The 20,559-nt window shown below is 60.5% G+C and carries 19 protein-coding genes; all 19 read right to left on the bottom strand.

The genetic code is table 11. The features are described from left to right. Positions 1–2: 2 nt before the first annotated feature. Positions 3–1,856 (bottom strand): NADH-quinone oxidoreductase subunit L, encoded by a 1,854-nt coding sequence (gene nuoL, locus AC1RME_RS09875; RefSeq protein ID WP_096822264.1) that lies wholly within the window; start codon positions 1,854–1,856, stop codon positions 3–5. Beyond that, entirely contained in the window at positions 1,853–2,161 is a 309-nt protein-coding gene (gene nuoK / locus AC1RME_RS09870) for an NADH-quinone oxidoreductase subunit NuoK (RefSeq protein ID WP_003180046.1), read from the bottom strand. The genes nuoL and nuoK overlap by 4 nt, the downstream gene beginning before the upstream one ends. A 3-nt stretch (positions 2,162–2,164) precedes the next feature. After that, positions 2,165–2,665 carry an NADH-quinone oxidoreductase subunit J gene (gene nuoJ / locus AC1RME_RS09865; RefSeq protein ID WP_096822263.1) on the bottom strand — a complete coding sequence of 167 codons (501 nt, stop codon included), beginning with the start codon at positions 2,663–2,665 and terminating at the stop codon, positions 2,165–2,167. A gap of 9 nt (positions 2,666–2,674) precedes the next feature. Beyond that, positions 2,675–3,223 (bottom strand): NADH-quinone oxidoreductase subunit NuoI, encoded by a 549-nt coding sequence (gene nuoI, locus AC1RME_RS09860; protein ID WP_085712394.1) that lies wholly within the window; start codon positions 3,221–3,223, stop codon positions 2,675–2,677. A gap of 11 nt (positions 3,224–3,234) precedes the next feature. Beyond that, positions 3,235–4,242: an NADH-quinone oxidoreductase subunit NuoH gene (gene nuoH, locus AC1RME_RS09855; protein WP_007951460.1), complete on the bottom strand. Its 1,008-nt coding sequence runs from the start codon at positions 4,240–4,242 to the stop codon at positions 3,235–3,237. Next, entirely contained in the window at positions 4,239–6,953 is a 2,715-nt protein-coding gene (gene nuoG, locus AC1RME_RS09850) for an NADH-quinone oxidoreductase subunit NuoG (RefSeq protein WP_096822262.1), read from the bottom strand. Before nuoG ends, nuoH begins: the two co-directional genes overlap by 4 nt. 136 nt (positions 6,954–7,089) lie before the next feature. After that, positions 7,090–8,445, bottom strand: a complete 1,356-nt coding sequence (nuoF, locus tag AC1RME_RS09845) for an NADH-quinone oxidoreductase subunit NuoF (protein ID WP_064380702.1) — start codon at positions 8,443–8,445, stop codon at positions 7,090–7,092. After that, positions 8,442–8,939, bottom strand: a complete 498-nt coding sequence (gene nuoE, locus AC1RME_RS09840; RefSeq protein WP_003223804.1) for an NADH-quinone oxidoreductase subunit NuoE — start codon at positions 8,937–8,939, stop codon at positions 8,442–8,444. Before nuoE ends, nuoF begins: the two co-directional genes overlap by 4 nt. Before the next feature lie 2 nt (positions 8,940–8,941). Beyond that, complete coding sequence (gene nuoC / locus AC1RME_RS09835) at positions 8,942–10,726, bottom strand: NADH-quinone oxidoreductase subunit C/D (RefSeq protein ID WP_096822261.1); 1,785 nt, start codon at positions 10,724–10,726, stop codon at positions 8,942–8,944. A gap of 70 nt (positions 10,727–10,796) precedes the next feature. After that, positions 10,797–11,471 (bottom strand): NuoB/complex I 20 kDa subunit family protein, encoded by a 675-nt coding sequence (locus AC1RME_RS09830; protein ID WP_003223809.1) that lies wholly within the window; start codon positions 11,469–11,471, stop codon positions 10,797–10,799. A 10-nt stretch (positions 11,472–11,481) separates the two neighbouring features. Then, positions 11,482–11,895: an NADH-quinone oxidoreductase subunit A gene (locus AC1RME_RS09825; protein WP_003223812.1), complete on the bottom strand. Its 414-nt coding sequence runs from the start codon at positions 11,893–11,895 to the stop codon at positions 11,482–11,484. A gap of 546 nt (positions 11,896–12,441) precedes the next feature. Beyond that, positions 12,442–13,767: an isocitrate lyase gene (gene aceA, locus AC1RME_RS09820; RefSeq protein ID WP_011334956.1), complete on the bottom strand. Its 1,326-nt coding sequence runs from the start codon at positions 13,765–13,767 to the stop codon at positions 12,442–12,444. A gap of 476 nt (positions 13,768–14,243) precedes the next feature. Next, on the bottom strand, positions 14,244–14,981 hold the full coding sequence (locus AC1RME_RS09815; protein WP_096822260.1) for a secretin N-terminal domain-containing protein: 738 nt from the start codon (positions 14,979–14,981) through the stop codon (positions 14,244–14,246). A 132-nt stretch (positions 14,982–15,113) separates the two neighbouring features. After that, entirely contained in the window at positions 15,114–15,539 is a 426-nt protein-coding gene (locus AC1RME_RS09810) for a GNAT family N-acetyltransferase (RefSeq protein ID WP_096822259.1), read from the bottom strand. Next, positions 15,532–16,704 (bottom strand): ribosomal protein uL16 3-hydroxylase, encoded by a 1,173-nt coding sequence (locus AC1RME_RS09805; RefSeq protein ID WP_096822258.1) that lies wholly within the window; start codon positions 16,702–16,704, stop codon positions 15,532–15,534. The genes AC1RME_RS09810 and AC1RME_RS09805 overlap by 8 nt, the downstream gene beginning before the upstream one ends. An 86-nt stretch (positions 16,705–16,790) precedes the next feature. Beyond that, the gene (purB, locus tag AC1RME_RS09800; protein ID WP_039767413.1) at positions 16,791–18,161 is read right to left on the bottom strand and encodes an adenylosuccinate lyase; all 1,371 of its coding nucleotides are present in this window, start codon (positions 18,159–18,161) and stop codon (positions 16,791–16,793) included. A gap of 125 nt (positions 18,162–18,286) precedes the next feature. After that, complete coding sequence (hflD, locus tag AC1RME_RS09795) at positions 18,287–18,910, bottom strand: high frequency lysogenization protein HflD (protein WP_096822257.1); 624 nt, start codon at positions 18,908–18,910, stop codon at positions 18,287–18,289. Continuing rightward, a complete protein-coding gene (mnmA, locus tag AC1RME_RS09790) occupies positions 18,907–20,031 on the bottom strand; it encodes a tRNA 2-thiouridine(34) synthase MnmA (RefSeq protein ID WP_074688946.1) in 1,125 nt (374 codons plus the stop codon). Before mnmA ends, hflD begins: the two co-directional genes overlap by 4 nt. A gap of 59 nt (positions 20,032–20,090) precedes the next feature. Further along, positions 20,091–20,537: an NUDIX hydrolase gene (locus AC1RME_RS09785; RefSeq protein WP_096822256.1), complete on the bottom strand. Its 447-nt coding sequence runs from the start codon at positions 20,535–20,537 to the stop codon at positions 20,091–20,093. Positions 20,538–20,559: the final 22 nt, after the last annotated feature.

Genomic DNA, 20,559 nt, shown 5'->3' with positions numbered 1-20,559 from the left:
TATCAGACCGCTACCAGCACGACAGCGCCGATTACCAACACGGCACCAGCAGCCATCGAAGCAGCGTACCAACGCAGTTGACCGGTTTCGGTACGGCTCAGGGCAGTGTGACCACCCTTGGCCATGCGCGGGATCAGACCGATGGTCTGGTCGAGCGGGTCTTTGCGCAGCATGTGGCTGATCGCAAGGTACGGCTTCACGAACAGTTTGTCGTAGATCCAGTCGAAGCCCCAGGCAGCGAACCACCAGGCCGAAAGGAAACGGCCGATGCCGCTGTTGGCGATCGCGGTCACGAAGCGACGCTTGCCGAGGAACAGCAGGGCCGCCAGCAGGATACCGGCCAGGGCGATGGCGCCCGACGCGATTTCCAGACTGTGCTTGGCTTCGCCACCGGCATGGCCAACGCTCTCAGGCAGTACGCCGTGCAGCGGTGGAACGATCATGGCGCCGACGAAGGTCGACAGCACGATCAGCACCGACAGTGGCAGCCAGTGAGCGATGCCGTGACCGGCGTGAGCTTCGGTCTTGGCTTCACCGTGGAACGCGATGAAGATCAGGCGGAAGGTGTACAGCGAAGTCATGAACGCGCCGACCAGACCTGCGTACAGCAGACCGTGGTTGCCGCTGGCGAACGCTTCCCAGAGGATTTCGTCCTTGGAGTAGAAACCTGCGGTCACCAGCGGCAGGGCGGCCAGAGCGGCACCACCGACGATGAAGCTGGCGTAGGCCAGCGGCAGTTTCTTCCACAGGCCGCCCATCTTGAAGATGTTCTGCTCGTGGTGGCAGGCAACGATCACCGCACCGGAAGCAAGGAACAGCAGGGCCTTGAAGAAGGCGTGGGTCATCAGGTGGAAGATCGCGCCTTCCCAGGCGCCAACGCCCAGCGCCAGGAACATGTAGCCGATCTGGCTCATGGTCGAGTAGGCGAGGATACGTTTGATGTCGGTTTGTACCAGTGCTGCGAAACCGGCCAGCACCAGGGTCACACCACCGACGATTCCCACAAGATGCAGGATGTCCGGCGCCAGGGCGAACAGACCGTGGGTACGGGCGATCAGGTAGACACCGGCGGTTACCATCGTTGCGGCGTGGATCAGTGCCGAAACCGGGGTAGGGCCGGCCATCGCGTCCGCAAGCCAGGTCTGCAGTGGCAGCTGAGCCGATTTACCGACCGCACCACCCAGCAGCATCAGGGTCGCCAGCACGATCCAGAAATCGCCGACCTTGAAGTGCTCAGGCGCCTTCACCAGCAGTTCCTGGACGTTCAGCGTGCCCAGTTGCTGGAACAGGATGAACAGGCCGATCGCCATGAACACGTCGCCGATACGGGTGACGATGAAGGCTTTCAGTGCGGCGTTACCGTTGTTGCGGTTGCTGTAGTAGAAACCGATCAACAGGTACGAGCACAGGCCCACGCCTTCCCAACCGAAGTAGATGAACAGCAGGTTATCGCCCAGGACCAGGAACAGCATGCTGGCGATAAACAGGTTGGTGTAGGCGAAGAAACGCGAGTAACCGGCTTCACCGCGCATGTACCAGGAGGCGAACAGGTGGATCAGGAAGCCCACACCGACCACCACACCGAGCATGGTCACGGACAGACCATCCAGATACAGGGCGAAGTTAGGCTGGAAGCCCTCGACGGACATCCACTTCCACAGCACATGAACGTACACGCCACCTTCCGGTGGAGCGATGTTGAATTGCCAGATCACGTAGGCCGCGACGATGGCAGACAGGCCGATGGAGCCGACACCGATCAGCGCCGACAGGTTTTCCGAGAGGCGGCCGCGGGAAAACGACAGCAACAGGAACCCGATCAGAGGGAAAACGAAAGTCAGAAAGAGTAGGTTCATCCGCGCATCTCACTGGCAGCGTCGATATCGAGCGTGTGGAAGCGGCGATACAGTTGCAGCAGGATCGCCAGGCCAATACTGGCTTCGGCGGCTGCAAGGCTGATCACCAGGATGAACATGATCTGTCCATCCGGTTGCGCCCAGCGGGCGCCCGCAACGATGAAGGCCAGTGCAGAGGCGTTCATCATCACTTCCAGACTCATCAACACGAACAAAATGTTGCGGCGGACCATCAGGCCGACCAGACCAAGGCAGAACAGGATGCCGGCAACGGCCAATCCATGTTCGAGAGGGATAGCAGGCATGTCTTACTCCTTCGCCTCGTTACGGCCCAAATGGAACGCCGTGACGGCTGCAGCGAGCAGCAGCATCGAGGCGAGTTCGACCACCAGCAGGTACGGACCGAACAGGCTGATGCCCACGGCTTTTGCATCCACGGTGGTGTGGCCGATGGCCTGACCGCTCTGGTGAGCGAACAGCACATACAGCAGTTCGGCCAGCAGCAGGGCACCGAGAATCACCGGCCCCGCCCAGATACCGGGCTTGAGCCAGGTGCGTTCCTGCTGAACCGAGGCCGGGCCCAGGTTCAGCATCATCACCACGAACACGAACAGCACCATGATGGCGCCAGCGTAGGCGATCACTTCCAGCACGCCGGCGAACGGAGCGCCGAGTGCGAAGAAGGTCATGGCCACGGCGATCAGCGAAATGATCAGGTAGAGCAGGGCGTGCACAGGATTGGTGTTGGTGACCACGCGCAATGTGGACACAACAGCGATACCCGATGCGAAATAGAAAGCGAATTCCATCGTTCTTCCTTAAGGCAGCAAGCTCTTCACGTTGATCGGCTCGGCTTCGTTTTGTGCGGCGCCTTTCGGCTTACCGGCAACGGCCATACCTGCAACACGATAGAAGTTGTAATCAGGGTTTTTGCCGGGGCCGGAGATCAGAAGATCTTCTTTCTCGTACACCAGGTCCTGACGTTTGAACTCGGCCATCTCGAAATCCGGGGTCAGCTGGATCGCGGTGGTCGGGCAGGCTTCCTCGCAGAGACCGCAGAAAATGCAGCGCGAGAAGTTGATACGGAAGAAGTCCGGGTACCAGCGACCGTCTTCGGTTTCAGCTTTCTGCAGCGAGATGCAACCCACCGGGCAAGCCACGGCGCACAGGTTGCAGGCTACGCAGCGTTCTTCGCCATCGGGGTCGCGGGTCAGGACGATACGGCCACGGTAACGTGGCGGCAGGTAGACCGGCTCTTCCGGGTATTGCAGGGTGTCGCGCTTGCGAAAGCCATGACCGAAGATCATGACCAGGCTGCGCAACTGGGTACCGGTACCCTTAATGATGTCGCCAATATATTTGAACATGGGTCAAATCCTCACTGAACCGCAACTGCAGGCGTGTTCCACAACACGATTGCAGCGGTCACCAGCAAATTGATCAGGGTCAGTGGCAGGCAGAATTTCCAGCTGAAGTCCATCACCTGGTCATAACGCGGACGCGGGATCGAAGCGCGCAGCAGGATGAACAGCATGATGAAGAACGCGGTCTTCAGTGCGAACCAGACGAAGGACAGTTGCGGCAGGATGCCGAACGGACCGTGCCAGCCACCGAAGAACAGGGTGACCAACAGCGCCGAGATCAGGATGATGCCGATGTATTCACCGACGAAGAACATGCCCCATTTCATACCGGCGTATTCAATGTGGTAACCGTCGGCCAGTTCCTGTTCCGCTTCCGGCTGGTCGAACGGGTGACGGTGAGTCACGGCCACGCCAGCGATGAAGAAGGTACAGAAGCCGAAGAACTGCGGAATGATGAACCACAGGTTCTGCGCCTGGTACTCGACGATGTCGCGCATGTTGAACGAGCCGACCTGCACCACGATGCCCATCAGGGCCAGGCCCATGAACACTTCGTAGGACACGGTCTGCGCCGAGGCACGCAAGCTGCCGAGGAGGGCGAACTTGTTGTTACTCGACCAGCCGGCGAACAGCACCGCGTAGACCGACAGACCGGCCATGGCGAAGAAGAACAGCAGGCCGATGTTCAGATCCGCCACGCCCCAGGTCGGGGTGATCGGGATGATCGCGAAAGCGATCAGCAGGGCGGACATGGCCACGACCGGTGCCAGGGTGAAGATCACCTTGTCGGCAAACGGCGGGGTCCAGTCTTCCTTGAAGAACATCTTCAGCATGTCGGCAGCGATCTGGAACATGCCGAACGGGCCAACGCGGTTCGGACCGTAACGGTCCTGCCACCAGCCCAGCAGGCGACGTTCGACAAAGCTGAGCAACGCACCCGCGACCACCACGGCCAGCAGGATGACGATGGCTTTGATGACCGTCAGGATCACATCGATCACTTCAGGGGTGAACCAGGTCATTGCGCTGCCTCCTGCAGACCATCAACGGTTTGGCCGAAAATCGCCGGCGGAATGCCTGCCAGACCGGCCGGCAGTGCAACCAGGCCGGCGCCCAGCTCTTCATTGATGCGCAGCGGCAGACGCAGGGTCTGGCCGGCAACATTGAGGCTCAGCAGTGCACCGTCGTTGACGCCCAGGCGATCCGCTTCGGATTTGGCCAGGCCAACGTAGGCGGCCGGGATACGTTCCTGGACCGGGGCGGCTTTCGACGAGTTCTCGTCGCTGCCGAACAGGTGGTAGAACGGCACGGCTTGCCAGGTGCCCTGGGCCGGGTTGAACGCGCGCGGAACGCTGGCGAACCAGTTCAGCGAATCACCGGTGCTTTCGATCAGGCGGGTGCCCGGATCGCCAGCGCGCAGGTGACCACCGACTTCGTCCTGGAACTTGTTCCAGGCTTGCGGCGAGTTCCAGCCTGGCGACCATGCAAAAGGAACCTGCTGACGCGGTTCGACGGAGCCCGAGTAACCTTCCATCGAGAAGGCGAACGCGGTGTCCTTGTCTTGCGGGGTGCGTGGTTCGTGAACGCTGATGTCGGCGCGCATCGCGGTGCGACCGGAATAACGCAGCGGTTCACGCGCCAGTTTCAGACCCTTGATGCGGAACGAGGCGGACGGTGCGGCGTCGACGATACGTGCCAGCTGCGTGGTGCTCGAAGCAACGGCAGCGGTCACGTGGTCGAGTTGCGTCCAGTCGATTGGCTGGTTCAACAGGGTGGCGCGCAGGGCGTGCAGCCAGCGCCAGCCTTCGTGGACCAGAATGCTCGAGTCCATGTATTGCGGGTCGAAAACCTGGAAGAAGCGCTGGGCGCGGCCTTCCTGGCTGACCAAAGTACCGTCGCCTTCAGCGAAGCTGGCGGCTGGCAGAACCAGGTGCGCGCGGTCGCTGGTGGCCGTCTTCTGGTGGTCGGCAACGATCACTACTTTCGCAGCGTTCAGTGCCGCATCGACCTTGGCTTTGGCGGTGCGGGTGTACAGATCGTTTTCCAGCACGACGATGGCGTCGGCCTTGCCGTCGATGACCGCTTGCAGGGCAGCATCAACCGATTCACCACCGAGCATGGCCAGACCGAGGCTGTTGGCTTCCGGCACGATGAGGCTGATCGAGCCGTTCTTCTCGCGCAGCTTCAGGGCTTTGGCGATGTTCGCAGCGGCTTCGATCAAGGCTTTGGAGCCCAGCGAAGTACCGGCGATGATCAGCGGACGCTTGGCTTTGATCAGGGCGTCGGCGATGCGCTTGGCCAGTTCCAGGGCTTCGGCGTCCAGACCTTCGACGGCAGGTGCGCTGGCGTCCAGGGCGTGAGCCACGGCGAAACCGATGCGGGCCAGATCGTCCGGAGCGGCGTGTACACACTCTTCGGCGATGTCGTCGAGCTTGGTTTCAGCCAGGCTGGCGATGAACAGCGGGTTCAGCTCGTGCTGACCGATGTTCTTCACGGCGGCGTCGAGCCAAGGCTGAACGCGCATGGCTTCGGCCATGTCTTCGGCCTTGCCTTTTACCGACTGACGCAGGGCCAGGGCCATACGGGCGGCGGTCTGGGTCAGGTCTTCACCGAGGACGAACACGGCGTCGTGGTCTTCGATGTCGCGCATGTTCGGGACTGGCAGCGGGCTGTCCTTCAGCACTTGCAGGACCAGACGGATGCGCTCGAGCTCGGAGGCTTCGATACCGGAGTAGAAGTGCTCGGCGCCCACCAGCTCACGCAACGCGTAGTTGCTTTCGAGGCTGGCACGCGGCGAACCGATACCGACGATGTTGCGACCACGCAGCAGGTCGGCGGCTTTGTCCAGTGCGTCGTCCAGGCTTAGTTTGGTGCCGTCGGCCAGCAGCGGCTGACGTGGACGGTCGGTGCGGTTGACGTAGCCATAACCGAAACGGCCACGGTCGCACAGGAAGTACTGGTTCACCGAACCGTTGTAACGGTTTTCGATGCGACGCAGTTCGCCGTAACGCTCGCCCGGGGAAATGTTGCAACCGCTGGAGCAGCCATGGCAGATGCTCGGCGAGAACTGCATGTCCCATTTACGGTTGTAGCGCTCGGAGTGAGTCTTGTCGGTGAACACACCGGTCGGGCAGACCTCGGTGAGGTTGCCGGAGAACTCGCTTTCCAGCGTGCCGTCTTCAACGCGACCGAAGTACACGTTGTCGTGGGCGCCGAATACACCGAGGTCGGTGCCGCCGGCGTAGTCCTTGTAGAAACGCACGCAGCGGTAGCAGGCGATGCAGCGGTTCATTTCGTGGGAAATGAACGGGCCCAGTTGCTGGTTCTGGTGGGTGCGCTTGGTGAAGCGATAACGGCGCTCGTTGTGGCCGGTCATCACGGTCATGTCTTGCAGGTGGCAGTGACCGCCTTCCTCGCACACAGGGCAGTCGTGCGGGTGGTTGGTCATCAGCCATTCAACAACACTGGCGCGGAACGCCTTGGATTCTTCATCGTCGATGGAGATCCAGGTGTTGTCGGTGGCAGGCGTCATGCAGGACATGACGATGCGACCACGGGTGTCGTTCTCGTCGGTGTACTGCTTGACCGCGCACTGGCGGCAGGCCCCGACGCTACCAAGCGCGGGGTGCCAGCAGAAATAAGGGATGTCGAGGCCCAGCGACAGACATGCCTGTAACAGGTTGTCTGCCCCGTCGACTTCGAGCGCTTTGCCGTCTACGTGGATAGTGGCCATGGTTCAAAGGTCTTCGTTGGCCCGGTGTCAGCGGGCGTGGCTAATGGAATCTTGTTATCCGTCCGAATCCAGTCAGCCCCGAAAGGCGTCATCGGACGAAAGGCGAAGGGCACGGACCCTTCGCCTTTTTAAGCGTTTACGCGCCGACTACGATCGGCTTTGCCAGAGGCGGGACGGCGGCGCTTGCGGGCGCGATACCGGCTTCGAACTCTGGACGGAAGTATTTGATGGCACTGCCCAACGGTTCCACGGCACCCGGTGCGTGAGCACAGAAGGTCTTGCCCGGGCCGAGGAAGTTGACCAGACCCAGCAGGGTCTCGATGTCGCCTGGCTGGCCGCGGCCTTGTTCGATGGCCATCAGCAGCTTGACGCTCCATGGCAGGCCATCACGGCAAGGGGTGCAGAAACCGCAGGATTCGCGGGCGAAGAACTGCTCCATGTTGCGCAGCAGGGACACCATGTTGACGCTGTCGTCCACCGCCATGGCCAGGCCGGTACCCATACGGGTGCCCACCTTGGCGATGCCGCCGGCGTACATTTGTGCGTCGAGGTGTTCCGGCAACAGGAAACCGGTACCGGCGCCGCCTGGCTGCCAGGCCTTGAGCTTGTAACCGTCGCGCATGCCGCCGGCGTAGTCTTCGAACAGCTCGCGACCGGTCACGCCGAATGGCAGTTCCCACAGGCCAGGGTTCTTGACCTTGCCGGAGAAGCCCATGAGCTTGGTGCCCATGTCTTCGCTGCCGTCGCGGGCCAACGATTTGTACCAGTCCACGCCGTCGGCAATGATCGCCGGCACGTTGCACAGGGTTTCAACGTTGTTCACGCAGGTCGGCTTGCCCCACACGCCAACGGCGGCAGGGAAGGGCGGCTTGGAGCGCGGGTTGGCGCGGCGGCCTTCGAGGGAGTTGATCAGTGCGGTTTCTTCACCGCAGATGTAACGCCCGGCGCCGGTGTGGACGAACAGCTCGAAATCGAAGCCGCTGCCCAGGATGTTCTTGCCCAGCAGGCCCGCGGCCTTGGCTTCTTCCACGGCACGGTTCAGGTGCTTGGCGGCGGTGGTGTACTCGCCACGCAGGAAGATGTAGCCACGGTAGGTTTTCAGCGCGCGAGCACTGATCAGCATGCCTTCGATCAGCAGATGGGGCAGTTGCTCCATCAGCATGCGGTCTTTCCAGGTGTTCGGCTCCATTTCATCCGCGTTGCACAGCAGGTAGCGGATGTTGATGGATTCGTCCTTTGGCATCAGGCCCCACTTCACGCCTGTGGGGAAGCCTGCACCGCCGCGACCCTTGAGGCCGGCGTCTTTCACGGTCTGGACGATGGCGTCCTGATCCATGTCGGCAAAGGCTTTGCGCGCTGCGGCGTAACCGTTCTTGGCCTGGTACTCGTCGAGCCACACGGCTTCGCCGTCGTCACGCAGGCGCCAGGTCAGCGGGTGAGTCTCGGCCGAACGCTGGATGCGGTTGGCAGGACCGAAAGAGGTCAGGGTCATACGTAGCCCTCGAGCAGTTTGGCGACGCCGGCAGGCTGGACATCGCCAAAGGTGTCGTCATCGATCATCAGCGCCGGTGCCTTGTCGCAGTTGCCGAGGCAGCAGACCGGCAGCAGGGTGAAGCGACCGTCGGCGGTGGTCTGGCCCAGGCCGATACCCAGGTTGTTCTGGATTTCGCTGACAACCGACTCGTGGCCGCCGATGTAGCAGACCATGCTGTCGCAGACGCGAATGATGTGACGGCCGACCGGCTGACGGAAGATCTGGCTGTAGAACGTGGCCACGCCTTCAACGTCGCTGGCCGGGATGCCGAGGATCTCGCCGATGGCGTACAGAGCGCCGTCCGGCACCCAGCCGCGTTCTTTCTGAACGATCTTCAGGGCTTCGATCGACGCCGCGCGCGGGTCTTCGTAGTGATGCAGCTCGTGCTCGATGGCCGAGCGCTCGGTTTCACTCAAGGTGAAACGGTCTGTCTGGATAAGCGTGCTGTTCATGCTTAGCGGTCCACGTCGGCCATAACGAAATCGATACTACCCAGGTACGCAATCATGTCCGCGACCATGCTGCCTTTGATCACCGAAGGGATCTGTTGCAGATGCGGGAAGCTTGGAGTGCGGATCCGGGTACGGTAGCTCATGGTGCCGCCGTCGCTCGTCAGGTAATAACTGTTGATGCCCTTGGTCGCTTCGATCATCTGGAAGGATTCGTTGGCCGGCATGACCGGGCCCCACGAAACCTGCAGGAAGTGCGTGATCAAGGTTTCGATGTGTTGCAGCGTGCGCTCTTTCGGCGGCGGCGTGGTCAGCGGGTGATCCGCCTTGTACGGGCCTTCCGGCATGTTGCGCAGGCATTGGTCGATGATCTTGACGCTCTGGCGCATCTCTTCGACGCGAACCATGCAGCGGTCGTAGGCATCGCCGTTGGCGGCCAGCGGCACTTCGAACTCGAAGTTCTCGTAGCCGGAGTATGGACGCGCTTTACGCAGGTCGAAGTCGCAACCGGTGGAACGCAGGCCGGCACCGGTGACGCCCCATTCCAGGGCCTCTTTGGTGTTGTACTGGGCAACGCCGATGGTACGACCCTTGAGGATGCTGTTCTGCAAGGCGGCCTTGGTGTATTCGTCGAGGCGCTTTGGCAGCCATTCAACGAAGTCTTTCACCAGTTTTTCCCAGCCGCGCGGCAGGTCGTGGGCAACGCCGCCGATGCGGTACCAGGCCGGGTGCAGACGGAAACCGGTGATGGCTTCGATCACCGTGTACGCCTTCTGGCGGTCGGTGAAGGTGAAGAACACCGGGGTCATGGCGCCGACGTCCTGGATGTAGGTCCCCAGGAACAGCAGGTGGCTGGTGATCCGGAAGAACTCGGCCATCATGATGCGGATGACGTCGACCTTCTCGGGCACCTTGATGCCGGCCAGCTTCTCGACCGAGAGCACGTACGGCAGGTTGTTCATCACGCCGCCGAGGTAGTCGATACGATCGGTGTACGGAATGAAGCTGTGCCAGGACTGACGCTCGGCCATCTTCTCGGCACCACGGTGGTGGTAACCGATGTCCGGAACGCAGTCGACGATCTCTTCACCGTCCAGTTGCAGGATGATGCGGAACGCACCGTGAGCCGAAGGGTGGTTCGGACCCAGGTTGAGGAACATGTAGTCCTCGTTCGGGCCGGAACGTTTCATGCCCCAGTCTTCAGGACGGAAACGCGCAGCTTCTTCCTCAAGCTGTTGCTTGGCCAGGTTCAGGCTGTACGGATCGAATTCGGTGGCGCGCGCCGGGAAGTCCTTGCGCAGCGGGTGACCTTCCCAGGTCGGCGGCATCATGATGCGCGACAGGTGAGGGTGACCTTTGAAGTCGATACCGAACATGTCCCAGACTTCACGCTCGTACCAGTTGGCGTTCGGCCAGATGCTGGTGACGGTCGGCAAGCTGAGGTCGCTCTCGGACAAGGCGACCTTGATCATCACGTCACTATTACGTTCCAGCGACATGAGGTGATAGAACACGGTGAACTCAGCGTCGCTCGGCAGGCCTTGACGCTTGGTGCGCAGACGCTCGTCCACGCCGTGCAGGTCATAGAGCATGACGTACGGCTTGGGCAGGTTGCGCAGGAAGGTCAGGACTTCGACGAGCTTGGCACGCGCCACCCACAGCACCGGCATGCCGGTGCGGGTCGGCTGGGCGGTGAACGCCTCGGGGCCAAAACGATTGTTCAGTTCGACGACCACATCCTGGTCGTCTGCCTTATAAGGCGGGATGTACAGAGCACTGCCTGTAGTCATGGTTATTTTTTCGCTTTCGGTCAACGTAAAGAATGAAGCCAGCTTCTCGTTTCTTTGAAACAGATCTGGATCAGACTTCGTCAGGGCTGCGCAGGTTGGTGACTGCGATTCGCTGTTCGCGGCGCTGTTCCTTCTGCGAAGGCATGTCGGCGCGATAAACGCCTTGATCGCCAACGACCCAGGAAAGTGGGCGACGCTCCTGTCCAATGGATTCCTGCAACAGCATCAAGCCTTGCAGAAATGCTTCCGGACGGGGCGGGCAGCCAGGTACGTAGACGTCAACGGGCAGGAACTTGTCCACCCCTTGAACCACGGAGTAGATGTCGTACATGCCACCGGAGTTGGCGCACGAACCCATCGAGATCACCCATTTGGGCTCGAGCATCTGCTCGTACAGACGCTGAATGATCGGCGCCATCTTGATGAAGCACGTACCGGCGATAACCATGAAGTCGGCCTGGCGCGGTGATGCCCGGATAACTTCGGCGCCGAAGCGCGCGATGTCGTGGGGCGCCGTGAAGGCCGTGGTCATTTCCACGTAGCAGCACGAAAGACCGAAGTTGTACGGCCACAGGGAGTTCTTACGTCCCCAGTTGACCGCGCCACTCAGCACGTCTTCCAGCTTGCCCATGAAAATGTTTTTGTGGACTTGATCTTCTAACGGATCGGAAACGGTTTCCCGTTCGCCAATCGGATACTGCTCGTTAGGAGCATCGGGGTCGATTCTGGTGAGATTGTATTGCATTGCCAAAGCCTCATTGTTTCAGCTTCGCCTGCCGCTTGCGACGAGCTTCCGGAGCCCAGTCAAGGGCGCCCACTCGGAACAGGTAGACAAGACCTGCCAACAGAATTGCTATGAAAACGAGAGCTTCGACGAATCCGGTCCAGCCGCTTTCGCGGACGGACACAGACCATGCAAAGAGAAAGAGGGCTTCGATATCGAAGATCACGAACAGCATCGCGACCAGATAGAATTTGGCTGAGAGCCGCAAGCGGGCGCCACCGGTAGGTAGCATGCCGGACTCGAACGGTTCGTTTTTGCTGCGGCCCCAGGCTTTTGACCCGAGGAGGCTGGAGACGCCGAGCATGAAGGCGCACAGGCCGACTACACCCAGAAGGAAAATGGCAAAGCCCCAGTTGTGGGCCATGAGTCCTGTCGCTTCGGGCATGCTGGTAATCCTTAACAGAGAGCAAAGGTCTCTGAGCTTGATAAAGAAATAAGGCAGTGACGATATGTCGCAGCAATCAATCGCGCTGATTTTATGGCTAAACACCCTGCAAGTAAAATTCCTATAGCGAAATTATTTATTGGAATAAGGACATAGCGCACCTCGATGGCCCCGCAGCCCATGCGTTGCGGGCATTAGCCGGGATTTCACGAATTATGTTTTGTAGGAAATGTAACGAACATAGTTGCTGCTAAATGATAATTAATATCGTTTGGAGTGGTTTTGTAACTGTTTAGCGATTGGGCAGTTGGGAAGTTGTCTTATATCCGCGTTACTGCAAGTAGCGGCGGCGCACGTTTTAACCGATTTTTGTGACCTGGATAGCGCTCTGGATCAATGTTTTGCCTGACAGATTGTGCCGACCCTGAGAGGTTCAGGAAGTCACAGGCAAAAAAAACGCCCCGAACCAGTCGGGGCGTCAGTTTTTCGGCAATGCGGTTAGCTTTCTACACGGTCCGCAAAGGCCGTTTACTCAGGCGAAGTCGATCAGTGGAACTGTTCTTCTTCGGTCGAACCGGTCAGCGCGGTCACCGAGGACGTGCCGCCCTGGATCACGGTGGTCATATCGTCGAAGTAGCCAGTGCCCACTTCCTGCTGGTGAGCCACGAAGGTGTAACCCTTGGCGGCGTCAGCGAATTCCTGCTCTTGCAGCTTCACGTAGGCAGTCATGTCGTTGCGGGCGTAGTCGTGCGCCAGGTTGAACATGCTGTGCCACATGTTGTGAATGCCGGCCAGGGTGATGAACTGGTGCTTGTAACCCATGGCGGACAGTTCGCGCTGGAACTTGGCGATGGTCGCGTCGTCCAGGTTTTTCTTCCAGTTGAAGGAAGGCGAGCAGTTGTACGACAGGATCTGGTCCGGGTATTCCTTCTTGATCGCTTCAGCGAAGCGACGGGCTTCGTCCAGATCCGGCTTGGCGGTTTCGCACCAGATCAGGTCGGCGTACGGCGCGTAGGCCAGGCCACGGGCGATTGCCTGGTCCAGGCCAGCACGAACCTTGTAGAAGCCTTCCTGAGTGCGGGTGCCGGTTACGAACGGTTGGTCGTACGGGTCGCAGTCGGACGTCAGCAGGTCGGCAGCGTTGGCGTCGGTACGGGCCAGGATGATGGTCGGTACGCCGGCAACGTCGGCAGCCAGACGAGCAGCGGTCAGCTTCTGTACGGCTTCCTGGGTAGGAACCAGCACCTTGCCGCCCATGTGGCCGCATTTCTTCACGGAAGCCAGTTGGTCTTCGAAGTGAACGCCGGCGGCGCCTGCTTCGATCATGCTCTTCATCAGCTCGTAGGCGTTCAGTACGCCGCCGAAACCGGCTTCAGCGTCAGCCACGATTGGTGCGAAGTAGTCGATGTAGCCTTCGTCGCCCGGGTTCTTGCCGGCTTTCCACTGGATCTGGTCGGCACGACGGAACGAGTTGTTGATGCGCTTGACCACGGTTGGAACCGAGTCCACCGGGTACAGCGACTGGTCCGGGTACATCGATTCGGCGGAGTTGTTGTCCGCAGCGACTTGCCAGCCCGACAGGTAGATCGCCTGGATACCGGCTTTAACCTGTTGTACAGCCTGGCCGCCGGTCAGGGCGCCCATGCAGTTGACGAAATCTTTCTCTGGGCGGAAGGACGGCTTGGCACCCTGGGTGACCAGGTTCCACAGTTTTTCGGCGCCCATTTTTGCAAAGGTGTGCTCTGGTTGAACCGAGCCACGCAGACGGACGACGTCAGCAGCGGAGTAATTGCGAGTCACGCCTTTCCAGCGCGGGTTTTCAGCCCAGTCTTTTTCAAGGGCTGCAATTTGCTGTTCGCGTGTCAGTGCCATGGAGATAAACCTCGTCGCGTCTTTATGAAAAGTTGTTCTGCGGTGGAAAAATCCTTGCGCTCGCTGACCAGAAGCTTAGGTGGTCAGGTCGGGTTCGGCGGGGCAGGCGACGGGATGAACGATGGGCTCGAGGGGAAGTGAGCAGGTAAAGGCGAACTGGCGGGCGCATTCGGGCGTCGTGGGCCTTTATGCGAACTACAGTGTAAAGCCGGGTTACCTAATTACGCTTCCGTCCCTCGGGACAACTTCGTTCCAGTCGGCAACCTCGTCAAACACACCTTGTGGGCGGTACAGACACGAAACGGCTCGCGGGGATGGGTGCGAGCATCGCTTCGAAGGCCCTTGCCAGGGCCTCTGATTAGCGGGAGCGAGGCCATCATGCCTTCGCTTTTTTGGCTCGTCAAACGTTTTGTAGTGCTTTTTTACAAGCACTACATCTTTCGTCTAATACGACTAATCAGTCAGTTTTTGGTGCTTTAGTCCAACGTGTCGACTTTCACCCGCAACGTCATGTCATCCCGGCCTTGAGTCGAGTAGCTGCGGGCCAGGCCCTGTTTGTCGGCTTGAGTCTCGCGGTTCACGCCGGCGAGGGTGATCCACTCGCCCAGGCGTCCGGTGACGGTTGTGTCGGTGCTCTGCACGTTCACTACATCGGGACGTTCCTGGCTCATGCGGTCACGGTTGGTACTGATTGCCAGGTGAACGGTGTCGCCGGTGACGCTGGCGGTGACGTAGAAGCCCTGAGTGACGTTGCGATACTGGGTCTGGCTGCTGTAATCGCCGTAGGAGTTGGTCTGGCTGCTGGTGATTGGCACGCTCTGGCCGACCTGGATCAGGGCGGGCGCGCCTTCGCTGGCCTGAATCTGCTGAATGCCGCCGTCGCGGCTGGACGTGCTGTAGTTGATGATCCTGGTTTGCTGGTCACCCGTGTTCTGTTGGTTGTTTTCGTTGGTGTCGACGGTGATCAGCAGGCGTTTGGGCTCGGTATCCAGTTGGGTCAGCAGGGCCTTGAGTGCCTGAATCTTGTCCGGTTCGGCCTTGACGATCAGTTGGTTGCCATAGGCGCTGACCTGGCCGTCCTTGCCGATGAAGTCCTGGGCCACCGGCAGCATGTCGGCGCTGGTGTGGTACTTGAGGGGCACGATTTCTGTGGCTGCCATCACCGAAAAACTGCAGCCGAGCAGCAGGGTGGTGAGCAGGGTGCGTAGGGACATGTCCGTTATCTCCGCTTTCGAAAGGCTTGATATTGCCAGTTTGTCGGCCCGGGGTGGGGCAAGTTGAATCGTAGACAGCAAAACGCCCCGGCATCATGAGATGGCGGGGCGTTTTGAGGTGTACATCAAGCGTTATGCCGAATGACGAACCATGTCGACATGCGGAATCCCGGCTTCCAGGAATTCCTCGCTGACCAGGTTGAAACCCAGGCGTTCATAGAACGCCGTGGCCTGCACCTGCGCGCTAAGCATCTGCTGCTTCAGCCCGCGAGTTTCGGCTTCTGTGATGACCGCTTGCATCAGCGCATCACCGACCTTCAGACCGCGCCAGTCCTTGAGCACCGAAACCCGGCCGATGTGCCCGTCGGGCAGCAGGCGGGCGGTGCCGATCGGAAAGTCGCCTTCGAAAGCCAGGAAATGCACCGCCGTGGCGTCATCGGCGTCCCACTCAAGCTCGGGCGGAACCGATTGTTCGGCAATGAACACCGTTTCGCGAATGCGGCGGATCTCGGCGTTGTCCTTTTGCCAGTCTGCAACACGTACGCGAATCTTATTCATCGTCGGCGAACCCCAGGCTCCCTTGCTTGACCAGTTCGCACAGCAGGCCGCGACCGTCTTCGTCGCTCAGCCAGTCACCGAGGTTGTCGGTGTGCAGGGCGTCAGCCGAGCAGATCAACTTCAGCAGTTCGCGCAACTTGCCCGGCAGGTAACGGCTCTGGCCGCTGGCGAACAGCAGCAGATCGTCATCGACTTCCGACCATGCCAGGCGCGCGCTCGGGTTGCGGATCAGGATGGCACCGTCTTCAAGTGCACTGAGGAAGTCTTCTTCTTCGACTTCTTCCGGGCCGACCACCAGCTCCGGATAACGCGGCTCGGTCATGTACTGGCCGAACCAGGTCAGCAGCAGGCGTTCGTCGCTCATGTGCTCGGCGAGCAGCGCTTTCAGGCGGCCGAGTGCATCGTGCTGGATCTGGTGTGGATCGCTGACCGGCTTCGCATCGGCGTCGGTGTAGCGCTCTTCGTCAGTCAGGAACTGGCTGAGGAAGTCGGTGAAGTGGGTCAGCACTTCAGCGGCGCTCGGTGCGCGGAAACCGACCGAGTAGGTCATGCAGTCATCCACGGCGACGCCGCAGTGAGCCAGGCGCGGCGGCAGGTAGAGCATGTCGCCCGGTTCCAGGACCCACTCTTCGGTCTCGTGGAATTCGGCGAGGATGCGCAGGTCTGCGTGTTGCAGCAATGGGCTTTCGGAGTCGCACATCTGGCCGATTTTCCAGTTGCGCTTGCCGTGGCCTTGCAGCAGGAACACGTCGTAGTTGTCGAAGTGCGGGCCGACGCTGCCACCTGGGGCGGCGAAGCTGATCATCACGTCGTCGACGCGCCAGCTCGGCAGGAAACGGAAGTTTTCCAGCAGTTCGCTGACTTCCGGCACGAACTGATCGACAGCCTGCACCAGCAGGGTCCACTCGCGTTCCGGCAGTTTGCTGAATTCGTCTTCGGCGAACGGGCCGCGGCGCAGTTCCCAAGGGCGCTCGCCGTGTTCGATCACCAGGCGCGATTCGACTTCTTCTTCCAGGGCCAGGCCGGCGAGTTCGTCGGCGTCGATCGGGCTTTCGAAATCAGGAATCGCCTGACGGATCAGCAGTGGCTTTTTCTGCCAGTAGTCGCGCATGAACTCGCGCGCCGTAAGACCACCCAGAAGTTGAAGAGGAATATCGGGATTCATATGTAACCTATTGAAAAAAAGCATTTTTCAGACGGGAATAAAAACGCCCGGCGCGGCCGGGCGTCTCAAACGGGTCAAGCAGTCGATCAGATGCGTTTGGCTTGCGCTACAGCGTTGCCGATGTAGTTGGCCGGGGTCAGTTGCTTGAGCTCGGCTTTCGCGGCGGCCGGCATGTCCAGGCCATCGATGAAAGTCTGCAGCGCTTCAGGGCTGATGCCCTTGCCGCGAGTCAGTTCTTTCAGCTTCTCGTACGGGTTTTCGATGTTGTAGCGGCGCATCACGGTCTGGATCGGCTCGGCCAGGACTTCCCAGCAAGCGTCCAGATCGGCAGCAATCTTGTCAGCGTTCAGCTCGAGCTTGCTGATGCCTTTGAGGCTCGCTTCGTACGCGATCACGCTGTGGGCGAAGCCGACACCGAGGTTACGCAGAACGGTGGAGTCGGTCAGGTCGCGCTGCCAGCGGGAGATCGGCAGTTTGCTCGCCAGGTGCTGGAACAGCGCGTTGGCGATGCCCAGGTTGCCTTCGGAGTTTTCGAAGTCGATCGGGTTGACCTTGTGCGGCATGGTCGACGAACCGATTTCGCCGGCGATGGTGCGCTGCTTGAAGTAACCCAGGGAGATGTAGCCCCAGATGTCACGGTCGAAGTCGATCAGGATGGTGTTGAAGCGCGCAATGGCGTCGAACAGCTCGGCGATGTAGTCGTGCGGCTCGATCTGCGTGGTGTACGGGTTGAAGCCCAGACCCAGTTCGTCTTCGATGAAGGCGCGGGCGTTGGCTTCCCAGTCGATCTGCGGGTAGGCCGACAGGTGAGCGTTGTAGTTGCCGACAGCGCCGTTGATCTTGCCCAGCAGCGGAACGGCAGCGACCTGAGCGATCTGGCGCTCGAGACGGTAAACCACGTTCGCCAGCTCTTTACCCAGGGTGGTCGGCGAAGCCGGCTGGCCGTGGGTACGCGACAGCATTGGCACGTCGGCGAAGCGGATGGCCAGTTCGCGGATGGCGTTGGCGGTCTGGCGCATCAGCGGCAGCATCACGTCGTCACGGCCTTCGCGCAGCATCAGGGCGTGGGACAGGTTGTTGATGTCCTCGCTGGTGCAGGCGAAGTGGATGAACTCGCTGACCTTGGCCAGTTCCGGCAGCTTGGCCGCCTGCTCCTTGAGCAGGTATTCGATCGCTTTTACGTCGTGGTTGGTGGTGCGCTCGATCTCTTTCACGCGCTCGGCGTGCTCCAGCGAGAAGTTCTCGGCCAGTTCGTTCAGAACGGCGTTGGCTTCGGCGGAGAAGGCTGGCACTTCCGGGATACCGGCGTGAGCGGCCAGGCGCTGGAGCCAGCGCACTTCAACCAGAACGCGGGCACGGATCAGACCGTACTCGCTGAAAATTGGGCGCAGGGCCTGGGTTTTGCCGGCGTAGCGGCCGTCAACAGGGGAAACCGCAGTGAGCGAAGAGAGCTGCATGGGGTGTTCTCGGACAGTCGGGCAACGAAATGGGGCGCGTATCATACATGAAAAAATCCGCCGGTCCGTCGCCAACTGACCGGCGTATTACGCGTTACTGACTCAAACGGTGTTGCGGGCGCGGTTCAACTGCTGCGCATCAGCGGGTAAAGCTCTTTGAGCAACTTGCGACGGCTGATCACCAACTGCCAGCGATGACCACCCAGCTGACGCCACAGGCGTGCCGAGCGGATGCCGGCGAGCAGCAGGGCGCGGATCTTCGAGGCGTTGCTCGGCTGCTGCAGGTTACGCATGTCGCCGTGCACCTGGATGCGTTGACGCAAGGTGCTCAGAGTGTCCTGGTACAACGCGCCGCACGCGGCGATCACGTTTTCGTGGGCCGGGCCGAAATGCTCGACCTGCGACTGGATCTGCGGCAGACGCTTGCCGATCACGTCGAGCATGTCGTTGCGCTTGGCCAGTTGCCGCTCAAGGCCGAGCATCGATAAAGCGTAGCGCAACGGCTCGCGCTGCAAGGTGCTCGGGTCGCGTTCGAGGGCGCCGATCAATGCGCGGTAACCGTCGCGCAGGTTGATGTCGTCGCCGCCGTACACGTCCAGCGTGTCTTTCGGGTCGCGAACCAGCAGGCTGCCGAGCATGCAGCTCAGACCGGCCTCGTTGGTCTGGCCGGTCTTGGCGATCCGGTCGACCAGCACGGCGGCGAGAAACACGCCGCCCAGAGCCGTCAGTTGCTCCTGAGTCGGGCTCATGCCTGGCCGCTCCACGGCTCGGCGACTTCAATCACGCCGCCACCGAGGCAGATTTCTCCGTCATAGAACACCACCGACTGGCCCGGCGTGACCGCGCGTTGCGGCTCGTCGAACACCGCGCGATAGCCGGTCTCGGTTTTTTCCAGTGTGCAGGCCTGATCGCTCTGGCGATAACGAACCTTGGCGGTCAGACGCAGCGGCTGGCTCAAATCGATCGGGTTGACCCAATAGATTTCCGAAGCGAGCAGGGCGCTGGAGAACAGCCACGGATGGTTGTTGCCCTGGCCGACGATCAGCTCGTTGGTGTCCAGGTCTTTGCGCAGCACGTACCACGGCTCGTCGCCGGCGTCTTTCAAGCCGCCGATGCCCAGGCCCTGGCGCTGGCCGATGGTGTGGTACATCAACCCGTGGTGACGGCCAATGACTTCGCCTTCGGTGGTCTTGATCTCGCCCGGTTGCGCCGGCAGGTATTGCTTGAGGAAATCGCTGAAACGACGCTCACCGATGAAGCAGATCCCGGTGGAATCCTTCTTCTTGGCGGTCGCCAGTTCGTATTTCTCGGCGATTGCACGGACTTCCGGCTTTTCCAGCTCGCCGACCGGGAACAAGGTCTTGGCGATCTGTTCGCCGCCGACGGCGTGCAGGAAGTAGCTCTGGTCCTTGTTCGGGTCCAGGCCCTTGAGCAGTTCGGTGCGGCCATCGATGTCGCGGCGGCGCACATAGTGGCCGGTGGCGATCAGGTCGGCGCCGAGCATCATGGCGTAGTCGAGGAACGCCTTGAACTTGATCTCGCGGTTGCACAGGATGTCCGGATTCGGCGTGCGGCCGGCCTTGTATTCGGCCAGGAAGTGCTCGAACACGTTGTCCCAGTACTCGGCGGCGAAGTTGGCGGTGTGCAGCTTGATACCGATCTTGTCGCACACAGCCTGAGCATCCGCCAGGTCGTCCATGGCGGTGCAGTATTCCGTTCCGTCGTCTTCTTCCCAGTTCTTCATGAACAGGCCTTCCACCTCATAACCCTGCTCGATCAGCAGGAGAGCGGAAACGGAAGAGTCCACGCCGCCGGACATGCCGACAATGACGCGCTTCTTGGATGTGTCAGAAGGGGCTGGATCACGCATAGGGATTCAATGAGTGTCTTGAAAAAGGACGCGATTCTATCAGGCTCACGGCCTCAAGGCTAAAGGGAAGGGCGGATCAGTTCGAGGCCGAAGCGATTGCCGGCCAGATAATCATCGATGCAGCGGATAATCAGCTCGCTGCGCCAGTGATCGCGCTGGGCCAATAATTCGTCGCGGGTCAGCCACTTGGCGCCGACGATACCGTCGTCCAGCTGATAATCCGGGTGGTGTTTCACGGCTTTGGCGCTGAAGCACACGCGCTGGTAAGTCACGCCGTTGCTGGGTGCGGTGTAAAGATAAATGCCGATCACGCTGGTGGGTTCGACGTCCCAGCCGGTTTCTTCGAGGGTTTCGCGCACGGCGGCTTCGATCAGGGTTTCGTCCGGATCCAGATGACCGGCGGGCTGATTGAGCACGTTACGGCCAGCCTTGTGTTCCTCGACCATCAGGAAGCGACCGTTGTCCTCGACGATGGTGGCGACGGTGATGTGGGGGAGCCATTGCATGAATTGAATCTCCTGGGCGGAA

Source organism: Pseudomonas sp. GW822-FHT03F08, from assembly GCF_058801265.1.
Note: the sequence above shows the minus strand (reverse complement) of the source record. Positions and strands in the feature narration are given on the sequence as shown.